Source organism: Coleofasciculus sp. E2-BRE-01 (assembly GCF_040221695.1).
Classification (GTDB): domain Bacteria; phylum Cyanobacteriota; class Cyanobacteriia; order Cyanobacteriales; family Coleofasciculaceae; genus Coleofasciculus.
In genome coordinates, this window is record NZ_JAVKEA010000111.1 from 18,533 (window position 1) to 35,595 (window position 17,063).

At 47.1% G+C, this 17,063-nt stretch carries 13 protein-coding genes; 6 read left to right on the forward strand and 7 right to left on the reverse strand.

Annotated elements, in window-relative coordinates; all coding sequences use genetic code 11:
- Nucleotides 1-209 precede the first annotated feature (209 nt).
- Nucleotides 210-1,970 (forward strand): pilus motility taxis protein HmpF, encoded by a 1,761-nt coding sequence (hmpF, locus tag RIG66_RS13160; RefSeq protein WP_446378670.1) that lies wholly within the window; start codon nucleotides 210-212, stop codon nucleotides 1,968-1,970.
- 127 nt (nucleotides 1,971-2,097) lie between these two features.
- Here hmpF and tilS read toward each other — a convergent pair whose 3' ends face one another.
- The 6 genes from tilS to RIG66_RS13190 all read right to left on the reverse strand — a co-directional run bounded on the left by tilS (nucleotide 2,098) and on the right by RIG66_RS13190 (nucleotide 9,923).
- Nucleotides 2,098-3,108: a tRNA lysidine(34) synthetase TilS gene (gene tilS / locus RIG66_RS13165; RefSeq protein WP_446378672.1), complete on the reverse strand. Its 1,011-nt coding sequence runs from the start codon at nucleotides 3,106-3,108 to the stop codon at nucleotides 2,098-2,100.
- A 149-nt stretch (nucleotides 3,109-3,257) separates the two neighbouring features.
- Complete coding sequence (locus RIG66_RS13170) at nucleotides 3,258-4,346, reverse strand: KGK domain-containing protein (RefSeq protein WP_446378674.1); 1,089 nt, start codon at nucleotides 4,344-4,346, stop codon at nucleotides 3,258-3,260.
- A gap of 111 nt (nucleotides 4,347-4,457) precedes the next feature.
- Nucleotides 4,458-5,531 (reverse strand): c-type cytochrome biogenesis protein CcsB, encoded by a 1,074-nt coding sequence (gene ccsB / locus RIG66_RS13175; protein WP_446378676.1) that lies wholly within the window; start codon nucleotides 5,529-5,531, stop codon nucleotides 4,458-4,460.
- A 250-nt stretch (nucleotides 5,532-5,781) separates the two neighbouring features.
- Nucleotides 5,782-7,518, reverse strand: a complete 1,737-nt coding sequence (locus RIG66_RS13180) for a DUF3352 domain-containing protein (protein WP_446378678.1) — start codon at nucleotides 7,516-7,518, stop codon at nucleotides 5,782-5,784.
- A 542-nt stretch (nucleotides 7,519-8,060) separates the two neighbouring features.
- Nucleotides 8,061-9,233 carry a molybdopterin-synthase adenylyltransferase MoeB gene (moeB, locus tag RIG66_RS13185; protein WP_446378680.1) on the reverse strand — a complete coding sequence of 391 codons (1,173 nt, stop codon included), beginning with the start codon at nucleotides 9,231-9,233 and terminating at the stop codon, nucleotides 8,061-8,063.
- A gap of 165 nt (nucleotides 9,234-9,398) precedes the next feature.
- On the reverse strand, nucleotides 9,399-9,923 hold the full coding sequence (locus RIG66_RS13190) for a Mov34/MPN/PAD-1 family protein (protein WP_446378682.1): 525 nt from the start codon (nucleotides 9,921-9,923) through the stop codon (nucleotides 9,399-9,401).
- Nucleotides 9,924-10,119: 196 nt separating this feature from the next.
- Here RIG66_RS13190 and RIG66_RS13195 point away from each other — a divergent pair, with 196 nt between their 5' ends.
- The 4 genes from RIG66_RS13195 to ygfZ all read left to right on the forward strand — a co-directional run bounded on the left by RIG66_RS13195 (nucleotide 10,120) and on the right by ygfZ (nucleotide 14,944).
- Nucleotides 10,120-11,265, forward strand: a complete 1,146-nt coding sequence (locus tag RIG66_RS13195; protein ID WP_446378684.1) for a hypothetical protein — start codon at nucleotides 10,120-10,122, stop codon at nucleotides 11,263-11,265.
- 141 nt (nucleotides 11,266-11,406) lie between these two features.
- The gene (locus RIG66_RS13200; RefSeq protein WP_446378686.1) at nucleotides 11,407-11,808 is read left to right on the forward strand and encodes a hypothetical protein; all 402 of its coding nucleotides are present in this window, start codon (nucleotides 11,407-11,409) and stop codon (nucleotides 11,806-11,808) included.
- A 358-nt stretch (nucleotides 11,809-12,166) separates the two neighbouring features.
- Complete coding sequence (locus RIG66_RS13205; RefSeq protein ID WP_446378688.1) at nucleotides 12,167-13,750, forward strand: hypothetical protein; 1,584 nt, start codon at nucleotides 12,167-12,169, stop codon at nucleotides 13,748-13,750.
- 135 nt (nucleotides 13,751-13,885) lie between these two features.
- Nucleotides 13,886-14,944 (forward strand): CAF17-like 4Fe-4S cluster assembly/insertion protein YgfZ, encoded by a 1,059-nt coding sequence (ygfZ, locus tag RIG66_RS13210; protein ID WP_446378690.1) that lies wholly within the window; start codon nucleotides 13,886-13,888, stop codon nucleotides 14,942-14,944.
- Between the two features lie 203 nt (nucleotides 14,945-15,147).
- Here the strand turns inward: ygfZ and RIG66_RS13215 are convergent, their stop codons facing one another.
- Nucleotides 15,148-15,444 carry a (2Fe-2S) ferredoxin domain-containing protein gene (locus tag RIG66_RS13215; protein WP_446378692.1) on the reverse strand — a complete coding sequence of 99 codons (297 nt, stop codon included), beginning with the start codon at nucleotides 15,442-15,444 and terminating at the stop codon, nucleotides 15,148-15,150.
- A gap of 213 nt (nucleotides 15,445-15,657) precedes the next feature.
- On the opposite strand from RIG66_RS13215, the gene chlP reads away from it, so the two are divergent.
- Nucleotides 15,658-16,881, forward strand: a complete 1,224-nt coding sequence (chlP, locus tag RIG66_RS13220) for a geranylgeranyl reductase (RefSeq protein ID WP_446378725.1) — start codon at nucleotides 15,658-15,660, stop codon at nucleotides 16,879-16,881.
- Nucleotides 16,882-17,063 lie beyond the last annotated feature (182 nt).

Consider the following 17,063-nt stretch of genomic DNA (forward strand, 5'->3'; position numbering starts at 1 on the left):
TAGCTTAGATTCAGGACAATAATCCAAGACACGGCTACCTCTGTCACTTTCTAAAAGCTAGCATTGTAGACAAAGCTGCTCGGTCTATCAATCAGGGTTAGCTCTGAGAACATCAGGAGCAGTGCGACCAGCAACCCAATCAACTAAGATTTAGTTCAGGTTGGCTTAGTCAAGAATTGGGCACAAGACAAGTAAAGAGGACGATCAGTGTGCTGTATCTAGCAGAAGTCAAAAAGCAGAAAACTGGCCCTTTTGGCGGCAGTAAGACCGAACTCAAACTGCTGGCTTGTCAGCGGAATGATCAGAGTTGGAGCGCTGTCCCAGGTGATGAAATCATCCCAGGAGACGAAGCCGGTGGTATGAGCGATGGGGCTTTGGCAATTGTCAATGTCAGTAACAATCGGATTCAAGGCGAAGTTGAGCCAGCCGGGACGAGACTGGCGAGCATCTTACAAAATTTTTCGCGTCTGTTGGACAAGGCGAAAAGTCAAGAAGAAGAAATTGAACAGTGGAAACAGTCCTTGACGTATCAAAGTCAAGAACTCAACCGCCGCGAGATGGAAATGGAAGCGCGGTTGGAACAGATGCAAGCCATGGAGGAAGAGGCTGAACAAATCGATCAGCAGCGTCAAGACTTAGAAAGTACGAAAGAGGAAACTGAACGCCTCAGAGAGGAGTTTGATCGCAAACAACAGGAACTAGAAGGCGCTTGGGAACATCTGCGCGGTGAACAGCGGCGTTGGGATGAGCAAAAAGAACAGCTGCAACAAACTTCGGGTTTAAGTGAGGACGATGTTGCGGCGATGCAGGAGTTGCTCGATCGCCTCTCGACAGCTGTCGCTCCTACAGATACTGTGCGGGAACAGTTGAATCAAGCGTTTGACATCATTGATCAACAGCAGTCAGAACTAGATAGTGATTGGCAAAAACTAGACAATCAGCGCCAACAAGCAGAGCAACGCCAAACCGAAATTGACGAGCAAACTGAGGACATTCACCAGCGTAAGCAAGAGTTAGAGCAAGTTCAAACCTCTTATGAAGAGGCACAAGCGGAATTGAAGGTGCAGCGGAATGCCTTGGAGATGAAGCAGGAATCTGTACATCTACTCAGCCTGCAACTTCAAACTCATCAGGAGTTACATCAAGAGCTTGCTCGTTTAGCGACCAGTTCAGCCGATGTCAAAATTAGTCAAGAGGTTAACATTCAAGCGCTGGAAAATATGCCCCTGGGTGAACTCCAGGAAATCGTGCAAAATTTACAGCAAGATTTAGAGAGAGTGGTGCGCTTTGTCAACGACCAGGAGGAGGAACTCACCTTCCAGCGCCAAGCGGTTGAAGAACTGCAAGATAAAATTAATGATGCGAGTGAGTACGATCGCATTAGTTTGGAAAGTGAGCTAGCTGACGAGCAAGACCGCTACCAAATGTTGGATGAAACCCTCGTCGGTCAACGCCGCAACCTGCGGGAGAGGGAAGAGATTTTCAATCAGCATAATCGAGTTTTACGCCGTCGCCAGGGGATTAGTGAAGGGGGTAGCACCGATACCCATAAAATCGACCTCGGTCCCGTCTTAAACCAGCTCGAGGAACAGCGACAACAGCAGGAAAGCGAACTGGAAAAACTGGAAAACCAAGTTGAGCAAATGCGCCAAAGCATTAGCCAAACCGAGGAAATGCTGACTCAGCAAGAAAGTGAGCAAGAAGCCAAACGCTCTGAGTTACAAGGTTTGGAAGAAAACTGGCACTCGATGAAACAGGAAGTCGCTGAACTGTGGAGTCAAGTAAATCTGTATCAAGAACTCTTACCGCCCAAGCAAGAGGCTCTGAATCAAATTCGCCAAATCCTCGACGCGATAGCAGAAGCCCTGAATCAAATTCAGGAAGTTGGCGATTATCAACTCCAAGCAATTTCCGAAATGCGGCAAACGGTTGATAGCATGGTGGAATCACCAGAACTGGCGGCTTCTTAGAGCTGAGGGTGTTGGGTATAGGGTGTCGGGTATAGGGTGTTGGGTGTTGGGTGTTGGGTGTCGGGTGTTGGGTGTTGGGTGTTGGGTGTGGGGTGTGGGGTGTGGGGTGTGGGGAAAGCGTGACAGCTTAGTCCGCTAGACTGGTTTGCCAAACAATCCAATCCCCTTCGACTTGAGCGCTTGCTCCTCCGGGAAAGGATGAAGTGCGAGAGCGATTGGGCGCATCAATTAAAGCCGTAATCGCTTCAATTTGCTCAAAATTGGCAGCCGTCGGTTGGGCGATCGTCAGAAACTGGCGAATCGCACGACGCTGTAGGGCGAGATCAGCTTGTCGTAAGATTAAACGATTGAGTTTGAGCGTCGTAGTGGGTTCATTCTCACTCGTAGAACCCATGGCTTGCTCTCGTAGCGATCGCGCCGCCGTCTCTAGATACTCCACATCAGCGCGTAACAGTTCCGCTGTATGACCCAGAGCAGTTTCCACCCTCGGATTAAAATGAGTTTTTAGATAAGGCAGTACCTCTTGGCGAATGCGATTACGAGCATAGCGAAGGTCTTGATTATAGGCATCCAACCAAACCGGGAGGTGCTGTTGCTCCACAAACTCCCCCGTTTCTCTACGGGTAACCTCTAGCAACGGGCGTACTAACTTTACCCCGGCTACTAAAGGACGTTGCCAGGTCAGGGATTGGAGACCATCAACCCCCGTACCTCGAATTAGATTATACAAAACCGTTTCCGCGCGATCGCTCTGGGTGTGAGCCGTGACTACATATTGAAATTGATAGGTTTGAGCAATCTTACCGAGTGCCTGATAACGCCATTGTCGAGCCGCTCCCTCACTTTGAGTCACTTGATCCGCAACTTCCAGATAAAAAGGAATCGCCCAACTCTGAGCCACTTGTTGAATGTGATCTGCCAGCCCCTTGTCTGCGGGCCAACGGTGATCACAATGCGCGATCGCTAATTGCCATTTCCACTTCGGCTGCAAATCTAAAAGCAGTTTCATTAAACAGAGGGAATCTTGTCCCCCCGATACCGCCACCAAAACAGGACAACTTGGCGCTAATAGCTGCCTTTGCCGTAGCGTTTGATGAAGACGGGCGTGAAGTAGCGTCCAATCTGAACGTTTCGTCATTCGTCATTTGTCATTTGTCATTCGTTGGTGAATAGAGAAAAGGGTTATCGATCAAAAGTTACACCGTGGACTTATACCAAGACAGAATTACTTATGGGTAGGTTTGTCTAGGTTTTTAGAAGCGGTGGTGTAGAGTTTTGAGATAAACGTTACTGATTACTTTGCCAACCTTCTTGACTCATTTCTTGCCAAACATCATCGAGAAGGGAGTCTGTCTCATTGTCCTCCTCTTCCTCTTCCTCTAAGGAGGAAAAATCACCTAAATCAAACTCATCTTCATCACTAGCAGAGGTTTCATCAAAATCGAGTTCCTTGTCACTTTCTGTGGAAATCGATCCCAAATCTAGCAACTCCTCGTCGTTGCTGGTGCTTTCCTCTTCCATCTCCAACTCTTCTTCGATGCTGCTGGAGAGTTCATCAAATTCATCATCAAAGCTAGCTGATGTATCTTCCTCCTCAGCAGAGAGTTCCTCTAAATCACTCTCAAAGCTGACAGGTGACTCTTCCTCCTCGACAGAAAGTTCATCGAAGCCACTTTCAAAGCTGACAGGTGACTCTTCTTCCTCACCGGGAGACATTTCATCGAAATCACTCTCAAAGCTGACAAGTGGCTCTTCCTCCTCACCAGGAGACATTTCCTCAAAGTCGCTCTCAAAGCTGACAGATGGCTCTTCCTCGTCCTCGACAGAGAGTTCATCGAAGTCGCTTTCAAAGCTAACAGGTGGCTCCTCTTCTTCTAGCCCCTCCATGGAAAAGCTTGTCCCCTCATCCATGAAGTCACCGAGGCTGTCTTGCTGTTGATCCTCAGCAGATAATTCATACTCATGATCCGCCTCATCCAGACTCATCGACGGCTGTTCTACATCAAAGTCCTCATCCATGCTGATTGAGGACTCTTCCTCAGCCAACTCATCCTCAGTCTCAGTGTCTCCACTGACGGGTGCTACTGGTGTTTCATCCTCAGCCACCTGAGGACAAAATTCCAGATTGATTCTCACCTTGCCTTTTTGCCAGCCACCGGAACTAAATCGCAAGACTTCACAGGAGATACCCTCCTCACTAAACCAGGCATTTTTGTCTTGAGTCCATTCGCTCAACCCATGCTCAAGCTGCGTTTTGATCGCGTCCGCCAATTCGCTTACTCGAAAGGTACGATGCCCAATTAAGATTTGCGCTGATTCGTCAACGGATAAGACTTCACCACTAGCGAGTGGCTCAAACTGATTATCTACGCCCATTTTCCCCGATTAACGTTCTACTTGTGTGCTTAATGATTTACAAATTGGGTCATGCGCTGGATCATCCAGGAGTAAGCGATTTGGTCGTCGCGTTGATTAGTCCTGGAATACCTAGAAGAACCAGCCGTAGGAATGTAATCCTTTACCCAATAGATTCACCCCAAGATAACAAATCCAGACTACAACAAATCCTGTTGCCGCTAAAATTGCTGGTCGGCGTCCTTGCCACCCTCGGGTAATGCGAGCATGAAGGTAAGCGGCAAAGACTAGCCAGGTAATTAATGCCCAGGTTTCTTTTGGGTCCCAACTCCAATAGGAACCCCATGCCTCATTTGCCCAAACTGCACCAGCAATAATGCCAATCGTCAGCAACGGAAATCCTAGCCCGATAATCCGATAGCTAATATTATCTAACGTATCCGCTAAGTTGAGGCGTTGGGGAGAAAGGGTGGGGGCGCTAGCCAACTCGGATGCGGAGGATGGCGTAGAGGTGACAGCCTCCAGAACGGCTGTACTGGTCGAACCTGACGTGTCTTGCCAACTCATCGCCATTGCCCCATTATCACCACCCTGGGGCTGGAGGTTATCCTGACTCCGTTTAAGCTGATAGGAAGCCGTCCCCGTTGATTCCGGTTTACGGCGGAAGCCACCTGTACCCACGGAACTCCCGCGCAGTTCAACATTTTGACCCCGAGTCACGACTAAAAAGGCGATCGCTAATAGTGATCCCACCATTAATGTGGCGTAACTGAGCATCATCACGCTGACGTGCATCATTAACCAGTTGGATTTCAGCGCTGGAACTAACGGTTCCGCCTGTTGCATATCAGATGGTAATGACAGGGCGGCAAAGGCGGTAATTCCCATGGCGACAGGGGAAGTAACCACGCCCACCCAACGACTGGCGCTCATTTTCTCGGCTACCAGGTGCATCGCGGTGATGCCCCAGGCTAAGAAAAAGAGCGATTCATAGAGATTGCTTAAGGGAAAATACCCCGCACTCAGCCAACGGGCACCAAGTAAGGCGGCGATACAGAGGTTGGCGATAATCATACCCGTTCCGCCCAAGGTGGGCAGATAGGGGATGTTCTTGAAAGCTGCACCAACCCAATACAGGAGCATGGTGACTAGGAGAACTGCAAATGAAATATTATCTAAGCTGTTTTGGAGTGAAACTAGATCCATAAATACGCTTCTCGACTTAATCGTTTAGAAATGAATTGCCGCGTTTCTATTATCCTATCGGGATTGTTGCCCTTGACGAGAGGCGAAAAACATTATCATAACGATTTTCTGGTTTGTTGGGGATGGGAACAGGGGGAGCAGGGGAAGCAGAGGGAGCAGGGGAAGCAGAGGGAGCAGGGGTTTGTAGAGACGTGCCGTGGCACGTCTGGGAGATGGGAAAGATTGGAGATCTGCCCTGATTTAGGACAAGTCAAGGGGATGGTATCGGAGAAGAAGGAACCGGAACTGGATTGGACGGTAGTATCGTTTTTAGCTTGACAAATAAGTCAAAACGTGTATTTTGCTGATCTTCTACGGCTGTCGTCAAACCGATCGCGCGGATTGCTTGCATCATCTGATCAAGTTGAGAGGGAAGTTGAGGCAAATTTAAATTATCTCGATTTAAGAGGCGCTCAACCTCAATGAAAACTTGACCATTGTGGGGACTGGGTTTGGCGGGTACAATTTGCTGAAACAGTGGTGTTTGAGTCAAGGGGGCTTGGGGTTGAGGAACAATGGCATCAGCAATGGGTGCGCCGAAGGTGAGAAATGCGATATTTCCTTCTAGCCAGCCGTGGGTAGCGGTAATGCCTCCTAGGGGAGATGTCCACCTTACCACTGGTTGATTATTAAGTTGGGTGTTTTCCACCGTCAACTGATAGCGAGTTTCCATCACTTGATCAAGCTGCTGAAATGCTTTTTCTGTAGCCGCGCGATCGCTCGATAGAATCATTACGGTTATACCTGCGCCTAGCATGGGTGGCGGCTGGTTTTCTGGGGGTGTGAGCAAATCCTCAGTCGCGGGGATGAGGGCGATTACCCATTCACCTGCCATCCAAGGTAATAAATCCTCTTGTACATCTACGCCCAGAGTTGTCTGTATCCCGGCACTCAGATTCGCTGGGGGAATGGGGATCAGGGGATTAGCGGAGGCGTTTTGGGCGTAACTATTCCACAATTGGGCGAAATTACTACCACTCAGCATTAATCGGGTATTGGCAGGGAGGCGTCTAGGTAAACGACTACTGGTATTTTCTATGGGATAGGCGTTTTGGCTATTCGGTTTCAGCCAAGACATGCCGCGAAAACGTATCCCATCCGATTCCAAGGAAATACTCGTCACCAGCCCTTGCTGGGGTTGCCTTTGAGCCAACTGTTCCGGCGGGAGCGATCGCGTGGAGTTGGCAGCAGCGGTGGCGGTGAACGCGGGTAGGTTTAAGTACACTTGAGCAAACGTCTGGCTGGTGTCAATTGTGGCTAAAGCCTCAATATATCCCGGCGTAGATGCCACAGATTTCACCCCTTTATAGGTGTCAATCACCTGTTCCATGGTTTGGGGATTTGATGTAACCACGACAAACCGTTCCAAAACTGTAACCGAATAGTTTTGGCTATTGGGCTTTTGGGTTTCGCGAATTTGAACCCCGCGATAGGTTCTTTCGCCAAACTGAGTCACTTTCTGATAGGTGGTTTTAGCCCAAATTTCTTTAGCGTGGGCGGGGTTATTAATGGGTAAGATAATTAAGTCGGGGAGTTTGATAAACGGTAGCGTGACAGGGGACGTTTGCTCCGGTTCCGTTTCGGGTGCAGATGTACTATCCCCCCGATAGGCAATCATCACCGTTTCACCTAACCACGGCTGGATATCTTCCTCGTAGTTGTAGCCGTTGTCTGTTAGCAGGTTTTTCTCAAGCTGGGCGAGTTGTCTGACGAACGCCGCTAGAGTGTTGGGTGTGCCATATCGCTGCAATTGTCGCCATTTACCGCTATCTGTAGACACTAAGGCTGTGATCAGGGTATCTTGAGGAACGAGTTTTGCCCCCACTGGTGCTTTTGCCAGCCAGAGATTGTGTTGTACGAACAGAGAATAGGCGATGACACTCCCGCTCATTAGAACAACAATTAGGGCTAATGTTACCCGTAGAAAGAGTTTATTTTTTTTCAGCATGAATATTCGTCATTTGTCATTTGTCATTTGTCATTTGTCATTTGTCATTTGTCATTTGTCATTTGTCATTTGTCATTTGTCATTTGTCATTCGTCATTCGTCATTCGTCATTCGTCATTGGTAAAGAGATAAATATAAAGGCTTGGATTTTATGCAGCAAGCCCTAAATAAATTAATCGTATTAGTAGCGAGCAAGATGCTTGCATAGCCCATGGGTGTCAACTTAGGGAGCTGCGTAAAAATAAAGTACCAGTGAGGCAAGCTGAATTCATAAACTTAGCCAAGCTTCCTTGGTACATTATTAAGTCGCAAGTCCCTTAAGTCGAATGCCACTGACTGGTATGCTGATGGGTTGAGCGAAGTCGAAACCCACGATGGCGGCGTGGCACAGCTAAAATTGTGGATTAGATTTGACCATTGAATCGGGCGCAAGTCTTTGCGCCCCTACGGTTTCTGGTCTCCCATTCTAATTCATCAAATAAGGTGTGCCACGCCACTACGATCTATCAAAGGTTTCGGCGATTCCCTAATGCTTCTAAGGCTTAATACTCGGGTACGGACGGATCAATTTCCCGACTCCAAGCGGTAATGCCTCCTTTGACATTGATCCCTTCAATTCCGGATTCTTTGAGAATACCCAAGGCTTTAGCCGAACGTCCTCCCATCTTACAATGGGCAATTAAGCGGTGACCATTCAGGAGTTGCTTAACTTTTTCAACACCTGAACCCTGTTCAATATCCGGTAATGGGACTAAAACAGCACCGGGAATTTTAGCAATCTCGTATTCATTGGGATTGCGGACATCAAGGAGGACAAAATCCTTGGTGTCACTATCCAACAATTGCTTGAGTTCTTGAACAGTCATCTCTTGAATTGCCATTAACCGTTGCGCCTCCTGTTCTTTGGCTTGGGTAATACCACAGAATTGTTCGTAGTCTACTAATTTTTCGATAACGGGGCGTACTGGATTCGGTCGCAGTTTCAGTTCCCGGAATTTCATATCCAGGGCGTTGTACAGTAACAACCGTCCGCTGAGGGTTGTCCCCTTACCAAGGATAATTTTAACGGCTTCCGTGGCTTGGATGAGTCCAATAATTCCGGGCAAAATACCCAAAACGCCACCTTCTGCACAGGAAGGAACCATTCCGGGTGGTGGGGGTTCGGGGAACAAGTCGCGGTAATTGGGTCCATCTTCGTAGTTAAAGACGCTGGCTTGTCCTTCAAACCGCAAGATGGAACCGTAGACATTAGGTTTACCCAGGATTACACAGGCGTCATTGACGAGGTAACGGGTGGGAAAGTTATCGGTTCCATCGACAACAACATCGTAGGGTTTCACGATATCCAGCGCATTCTCTGATGTCAGCCGGGTTTCATAGAGATCAACTTGACAATAGGGGTTAATTTCTAGAATCCGGGTTTTTGCCGATTGAATTTTCGGTTTCCCTACCCAGGATGTCCCGTGAATTACCTGACGTTGCAGGTTGGAACTATCAACGATATCAAAATCTACGATTCCGATACGTCCGATTCCGGCGGCGGCTAAGTACAGTAAGAGGGGTGAACCGAGTCCTCCGGTACCGATACAGAGAACACTCGCCGCTTTGAGGCGTTTTTGTCCCTCTAGTCCAACTTCCGGCAAGATTAGGTGTCGAGAATATCGTTCGTATTCTTCTTTGGTTAGTTGGATTTCTTCCAGATTGGGATTTAACATGGCAATTTGGTAAGATTAGCGATCAGTGATTGGGGAAGTTTTGACCCTGCACTTGGTTCGAGGGCATGGCGCGTGACCCTTAGCTTCGTTCAAGGGCATGGTGCGTGAGTTAACCTCCCCAGCTTACTCAGCTTCCCCAGTTCCCAGACGTGCCATGGCACGTCTCTACATTGCTCCCCCGTTCCCCGGTTCCTCTACCGTGATCATATCTTCAGGCTGAAACTGGTGATGGGGATCGAGAGTCCAGCTTCTCAGGTCAGAAGCTATACCCTGTTGAACGGAAATTATAATATACGAATAATGATGCCATGCGATCGCCCGATCAAATTCTGAGGGAATGGCTGGATGGTCAGGATGAGAGTGATAGATCCCAATGATATCTAATTCGCGATCGCGTGCCTGCTTTTGAACCCTCAACATCACCTCTGGGGCAATGCTAAACTGATTCCGTTTCGTCCCTGACTGACGGGGTGAACCATTTACCCCTTGAAAGGCTTCCGCCGCCTGAGTATCCCAAGCGTTTTCTGTGGGTGAGACTTCAACCAGCGTTTTTACCTCTCCCTTAATTTGACCTAATAACAAACCACAGCATTCTTCTGGGTATGTGCTTTCGGCGTGAGTTTTCATCCTCTGAACCTGGTCAGCGCTAATTTTAAGTAAATAGTTCGGGAAATGCTCTGGGTTTTCCATAGATTTCCAAGTAAATACGGCTTAATTTAATTTGAACAGGACAACAAAAGCCTCGCTCTTAAGGAATGCAATAGGGATAGAGATTAATAAGAATTGTGTATACTTTGCAGTTCGACTTACCTCGAATAAGCATAATTTACGCTAAACTAAAATTAGGCAATACTAATTTATAATACTTCTTAATTTATTTGAAATTATGGCAAAAACACTCCCACCAAACAATCCTGCTTATACGGCTTTCCTTGAAGAGTTTACCAGCTATACGACCGAGGCTTTACGGCATCAAAATCCGGCAGTGAGTGATTCATTGAACCGGAGGCAGATTCCTCCTAGCCAGGTACGCCCTCTTGAGAGATCTTACCAAATTTCCTTGAAACTCGGTGATGATTTGCCGCTCAACCCCATCAAAAAACAAATCTTACAACAGATCGATGCCGTTGTCTATTTTCTCCGAGATTTTCATATTGGGGTACTGGGTCAGCGCACCAGTCTATTTCATCTTTATGAGGTTGAGATTCAAGTCGAATCCCATCTGCGCTATCAATTAACGTTTGAATCGGGCAAACTGTTGATTCAAATTCCCTACTGGCAGATGGCAGTTTTGGATCGCTACCTGCCTTATCAGAAATTAAAATATCGCTGGCATCGCGGCAACCATTTACCCAGGTTTTCGCACATTCGCAAAATTTGGTGGTTAGTTGATCCGATTGGAGAATTACGGTATAACCTCCGCTCCATGCTGGTGTTGGCGATTCAAAAGCAAATTTTGGGAATTGATAAGCTTTTTGTAAAATTTAATTTACTGGATAAGGGGAACCAAAAACATCGAGCGGTTCAAGGTGATAATCAAAACCAAACAGAACTTAAGAATCACGCGATCGCGTTCCTTAAGGCAACAGTTAAGGAAGAAAAGTTAGGTGTGAATCTCGATCTCGTACTTGAGAATCAGGATGACGCTACAATCGCGCAGTTATTGGCAGTCTACAAGAAAAATTTGGCAGACATAGACCAGATGGAGGAATTAATTGAAACCGGGGCATTTACCTTACAAGAGAAGCTAAATGAAGAACAATCTCAAGTTGATATCAAAATGTTTGGCTTTGTCAATGTGGGGAACTATCATCGGATTGATGTGGCAGTCAATGTGAGTAAAGATTATCTTAAAAAATATGTGGATGTGATTCCTCGCAAAACTGAGATTAAAGCCGTCCAGTTTGGCTTTGTCAATGTTTACACTGTAGATGATATTACCGTAAAACCAAATTTTCATGGGGCGTTGACACTCAATTTTGAAACGGCGGCGTTGGAGAGGGCTTTAAAGGAATTAGAATTAGTGCAGTAAGTGTTGGTCATTCGTCCTTTGTCATTTGTCCTTGGTCTTTTGTAAGAGGTTGAGGCTGGTTGACAAAACTAGCGTGGACGTGCTGTTTTGTTGTGTCCGACTACTTAGAGTATTTTGGTTTATTTATAGATTAACAAGAACATGGAACGTGGTTTACTCTGGTTACCCTTACTCGCTATATTTATTTGGCTAGCTTGGTCAGGTTGGAATGAATATCAAAAAGTTGAGGCATATCGTGTATGGGCAGAACAATTTGAACGGGCAAAATATGATATTTATGCGGTACTGGGACAAAAGGGAAAGAATCTGACCTGGGGAAAACCGACTCGTTCGGGTCCGGTGGATATAGAAACCTTTTCTCTGAATGATGTCCAAAGCATTAAACTGGTAGTTGATGGGCAAATTGTTACCTTAGAGAATCCGCCCAAAAAAGGTCGCGCGATCGCACTAGAGTTTCTTCTCCCAGAATCCACAGTTCAGGTTCCGTTTACCGAAGTTCCTCTGGCGGTGGAGTGGGGAAAATTTCTCCAGAATTATAAATAACCTTTGTCGGAGTAAATTTCACCAAGTAGCGACGAAGAGAGTCACCCTACAATGATGTCTGATACCATGTCTAACCTCACCTAGCATAGATTTGACGGTGAAATTGGGCGCACGTCGGTGCGCCCCTACAATTCTAATTCACCAAATTAGGTGTGCCACGCCACTAGAGAAAACCAAACCCGCCCTGACTATTACACAATGGCTGTATTAAGCTGTATTAATCTTTGTTACTTTTTCCGGTTCCCGGTTCTTCCTTCCCTGTCTAGTAACAAATGACCAATGACCAATGACGAATGACAAATTGGAACGCTAAGTCCTGAAATTCGTCTTTAAGAATAATAGTTCTGGTGCTTTTTATATGAAACCTATCTTACCTATTTTGGCGATTATCGGATTACTCCAGAGTTGCACCACCCCGGTGAACATTTCCTCTCAAGCCATCAGGAATCCCGCTAATTGCCCTAGCCAAACTGAACCCCTACCGATCGCGTCTGCTAATGATGAGGGACTGTATCAGCAATTTGATTATCACATTCACGATATTATTACAGATGCTGATACGATTACCTTCCAGACGCAGCAGTATGATATTGTATTTTGCCGATTTGATCGCACTTGGACAGTAGAACCGGGAACGTTAGCCCCTGAATTCCAGACAGCTAATAATCCTGAACAATTCTCAGAAAATATCCAGAACCCTCCCTATCAAACTATTGAACTGAACGGAAAATCTTATCAATATCGCGTCATTCTCGAACCGAATCCCTTTGGCAATGAAGCGCAAGGAATTGAACCCGAAACGGTTGTCTTTGAACTAATTACTCCCAATAGCGAACAACCCCAACGTCACCCCCTCTATACCTTAGACCAGGTAAGGCAGGCTGAAGTCGGATTTTCCTTGGGAGTTCCTCGAATTACCTCCGCCCTCAGTTATGCGGATCGCCTATTTTGGTCCGTCGCATCGGAACAAGGGGAAGGATTTAGTGGTATCGCCACGATGGTTGGTTACAATCCCGATATTAATGAGTTGGTGGCGATTCAACCTGAAGAAATTCAAGGGCAACAAATTACTGATTTTGTCATCGCCGGAGATCCTAGCAATCCAGTCTTTTGGCTGGGAACTCAAATCAGTGGCGAAGGGAATCCCTATCTATCCGGAATGGAATTAGTCGCCTATCGTCCTTCTCCCCCTAGTCTCAAATCCGGAACAATTACTTCCTACACCGTCCGCAATAGTCCGATTATTGGGGCAATTCCTGATCAACTGCACTTAGAAGGCGATCGCCTCTGGGTGGGAACCGGAAACGGGGTTTGCCAGGTTCGTTGGCAAGGGGCAGATAATCCTGGAAATTGGTCGTGTTGGCGATTTGCAGCAAAGGCGAAACTACCGAGTCAGGGATTACCGATTTACCGCCGTTTATTAGCGGAAACTCCAGCCGTTACCCTTGACCCAGATCAGGTGGGAGACACGGTAGAGGTGTTATGGTGGTCTCCGTTGGACTACCAAACCCAAAAAGGGCGGTATGAAGTTCGGTATGAGAATGGCTTTACCGTCACCTTAGACGAGGGGACGAGTTCTTGGTCTGAGAAATATGGGTCATCATGGCAACCTCGTCCCTGGCAACCACCTTTATACTGGGCGGGACACGAATGGCATTGGCAAGGCGATCGCTTTGTGCGCGGTTTTGATCAAGTCGCCCTAAATTTCTTTGGTGGTGGACCTCTGGGAATTGTATCCGATCAGGATCAATGGACAGGGGAAAAGCCTGCCAATATGAACGTCTTGCGGGGTGATCTGAACGTAGTGGAATTAACAGAAACGACCACTAAGCTGAATTACCATTCAGGTTGGGTGGAGGAAGAGTTCCTCAATCCTTATTTCACCGTAGTACCCCAAAATCGTCCCTTCAATCCTCGTCCCAATCCTTTGGATGATCTTTAATCATGAACTAAATAGAAGTATAAGTAGGTCAGTGGAAATAAACTATTGCCAACGAACGACTGTTTTCCCTATTCATCTTTTACTCTACAATTTTGATTAACCAAGCCGTATTGGGTTAACCACAGGATTTGATGTATGAGCCAAGCCTTACAAGAGATGCAGTGTAGTGCAGGAGCAACCTTTGATCCAGCCCAGGTGCAAGTACCAGCCAGTTTCGGCAATGATGCAGCCGCCCTACAAGCAGCGCGTCAAGGGGTGGCTTTAGTTGACTTATCCCATTGGGGACTGCTGAAAATCTCCGATGAGGATAGACTGCGCTTTTTGCATAATCAAAGTACCAATGATTTCCAAAACCTGAAACCAGGACAGGGTTGTGATACCGTTTTTGTGACCTCAACTGCCCGTACTATTGATCTGGTAACCGCTTACGTTACTGAAGATGCGGTATTACTATTGGTATCTCCCAATCGGCGTCAACAGTTACTAGAATGGTTGGATCGCTATATCTTTCCCATGGATCGGGTGGAATTGGGAGATATCTCGAATGAGACTGCTATTTTTAGCCTAGTTGGACCCGAAAGTGATACCCTTTTGACCAAGCTAGGTGTGCAGTTGTCGATTGGTGAGGCGTATGCCAGTCATCAACACCTCACGCTAAATGATATTGAAGTGCGAATTGCTAGAGGCAGTGGTTTGGCACTCCCTGGATATACCCTAATTGTCCCCGCCAGCGATGCGGCACAGCTTTGGCAAACCTTAACTACCACCGATACTACACCAATGGGCGATCGCGTATGGCAGCAGTTGCGAATTGAACAAGGGCGTCCGCTTCCTGATTATGAACTGACAGAGGATTACAATCCCCTAGAAGCGGGCTTGTGGACTACGATTTCCTTTGATAAAGGATGTTACATCGGTCAGGAAACGATCGCGCGATTAAATACTTACAAAGGCGTCAAGCAGCAGTTGTGGGGAGTGCGTTTACCAGCACCTGTGGAACCGGGAACCGTAATCACCATGGATGGGGAAAAAGTCGGCAAGTTAACCAGTTGTACGCCAACGGAACACGGTTGCATCGGTTTAGCCTATATCCGCACTAAAGCTGGGGGTGTTGGGCTTAAGGTTAAGGTGGGAGAGATTGAGGGTGAAGTTGTGGATGTTCCCTTTTTAACCCACGAGTACCAGGGGAGTTAGTAGGGGCGGGTTTAGCCTTTAATTGTTGTATCTACCGATAACCTTTCAACAAAACCCGCCCTTGTTTTCTTATATAGCAGTAGACACATCGATTAGGACAAACCAAAAGGCTAACCTGCACCTGTTGGGTTTCTTTCCTCAATGTTGGGTTTCGTTCCTCAACCCAACCTACAAAGGTGAATTGGTCTCCTGTCTTTCTGGAGTTAATGATATTTCTGATAAAGCATCACCTTCACAGGTTGTCCGTCTTTGAGATGCCGTTCTACTACGGCGGGGACTTCATCGGGGTGAACCCGACAATACCATGTTTCTTCGGGTAAAACCACGACCATCGGACCATTGCCACATTCTCCCAGGCAACGGCTACCGCTAACTATCACCCCATTAACAGGTAAAGCCTGAAATGCTGCCAAGACTTTGGCTGCACCTTGTTTGCGGCAAGTACGGTGCTGACATACCAGTATTTGTCTTGTCGGTTGTTGTGACAAAGGTGCTGACATATCAGTATGGGACTGAACAGTTTGTCTCAATTGTAACGATGCAGATACCTTTCCTGGAACATAAGACCAAGGACAACGGACAAAATATTAAGCTTTGTGAAGACAATTGTTAAGCTGTATTTCAAAATGAGCCGCGATCGCACATTGCGGATGAAATCGCCAAAAGTCCGTGATACCATGCAATCCGTACCTCGAAAACGATTGGGAGAAAACATGCCTGCACTAAGGGTTGCAGTTGTTGGTTCAGGACCTGCTGGCTCGTCTGCCGCAGAGACTTTAGCAAAAGCCGGAATCGAAACCTACTTGTTTGAGCGCAAGCTAGACAATGCTAAACCCTGTGGCGGAGCCATTCCGCTCTGTATGGTTAGTGAATTTGACCTGCCACCTGAAATTATTGATCGGCGAGTCAGAAAGATGAAGATGATCTCGCCATCGAATATAGAGGTGGATATCAACCTGGTAAAAGAAGACGAATATATTGGCATGTGTCGCCGGGAAGTCCTAGATGGCTTCATGCGGAACCGCGCTGCCAAGCTGGGTGCAACTTTAATTAATGGCACTGTTCATAAACTCGATATTCCCACAAGTAATACACAACCCTATACCCTTCACTACGCTGACCATTCCGATGGGAGTCTCAGTGGCGTACAAAAAACCCTGAAAGTAGACCTAGTGATTGGGGCTGATGGCGCGAATTCCCGCGTGGCTAAGGCAATTGACGCCGGGGACTACAATTATGCGATCGCGTTCCAAGAGCGGATTCGCCTACCAGGGGACATGATGAACTACTACGAAGACCTGGCAGAAATGTATGTAGGTAACGACGTTTCTCCTGACTTCTACGCTTGGGTCTTCCCCAAATACGACCATGTTGCCGTTGGCACGGGTACGATGAAGGTGAACCAAGCCAAAATTAAAAAGCTACAGGCAGGGATTCGCGCTCGTGCAGCCAAGAAACTCGTCGGTGGTGAAATCATCAAAGTTGAGGCACACCCGATTCCAGAACATCCCAGACCTCGCCGAGTCGTGGGTCGAGTGGCTTTAGTTGGAGACGCGGCGGGAACGGTTACGAAATCGTCGGGTGAAGGGATTTACTTTGCCGCCAAATCAGCACGGATGTGCGCCGAAACCATTGTCGAAACTTCTAATGGCGGAACTCGCATTCCCACGGAAGATGACCTCAAGCTTTATCTCAAGCGCTGGGATAAGAAGTATGGCATCACCTATAAGGTGCTGGATATTCTGCAAACCGTCTTCTATCGCTCCGATGCGACTCGTGAAGCGTTTGTAGAGATGTGTTCAGATCTGGATGTGCAGCGACTCACATTTGACAGTTACTTGTACAAAACAGTTGTACCTGCTAATCCTTTAGTGCAGCTTAAAATTACTGCCAAGACGATTGGTAGTCTGTTGCGCGGAAACGCTTTAGCACCGTAATCCTTTCTCTTGTCATCATCACAAGGGCGGCGGGGATGTGCATTCGCGTTGAGGATGTTCTCCTAGCCGCCCTTATTGTCTATATCAGATGTTAAATATTAAGTTCTGATAAAGCAAATCGTGATATCTATAAAGTTTTTATAAAGATGACCATTTTTTATTGGCAATCAGCAAATTAGGGG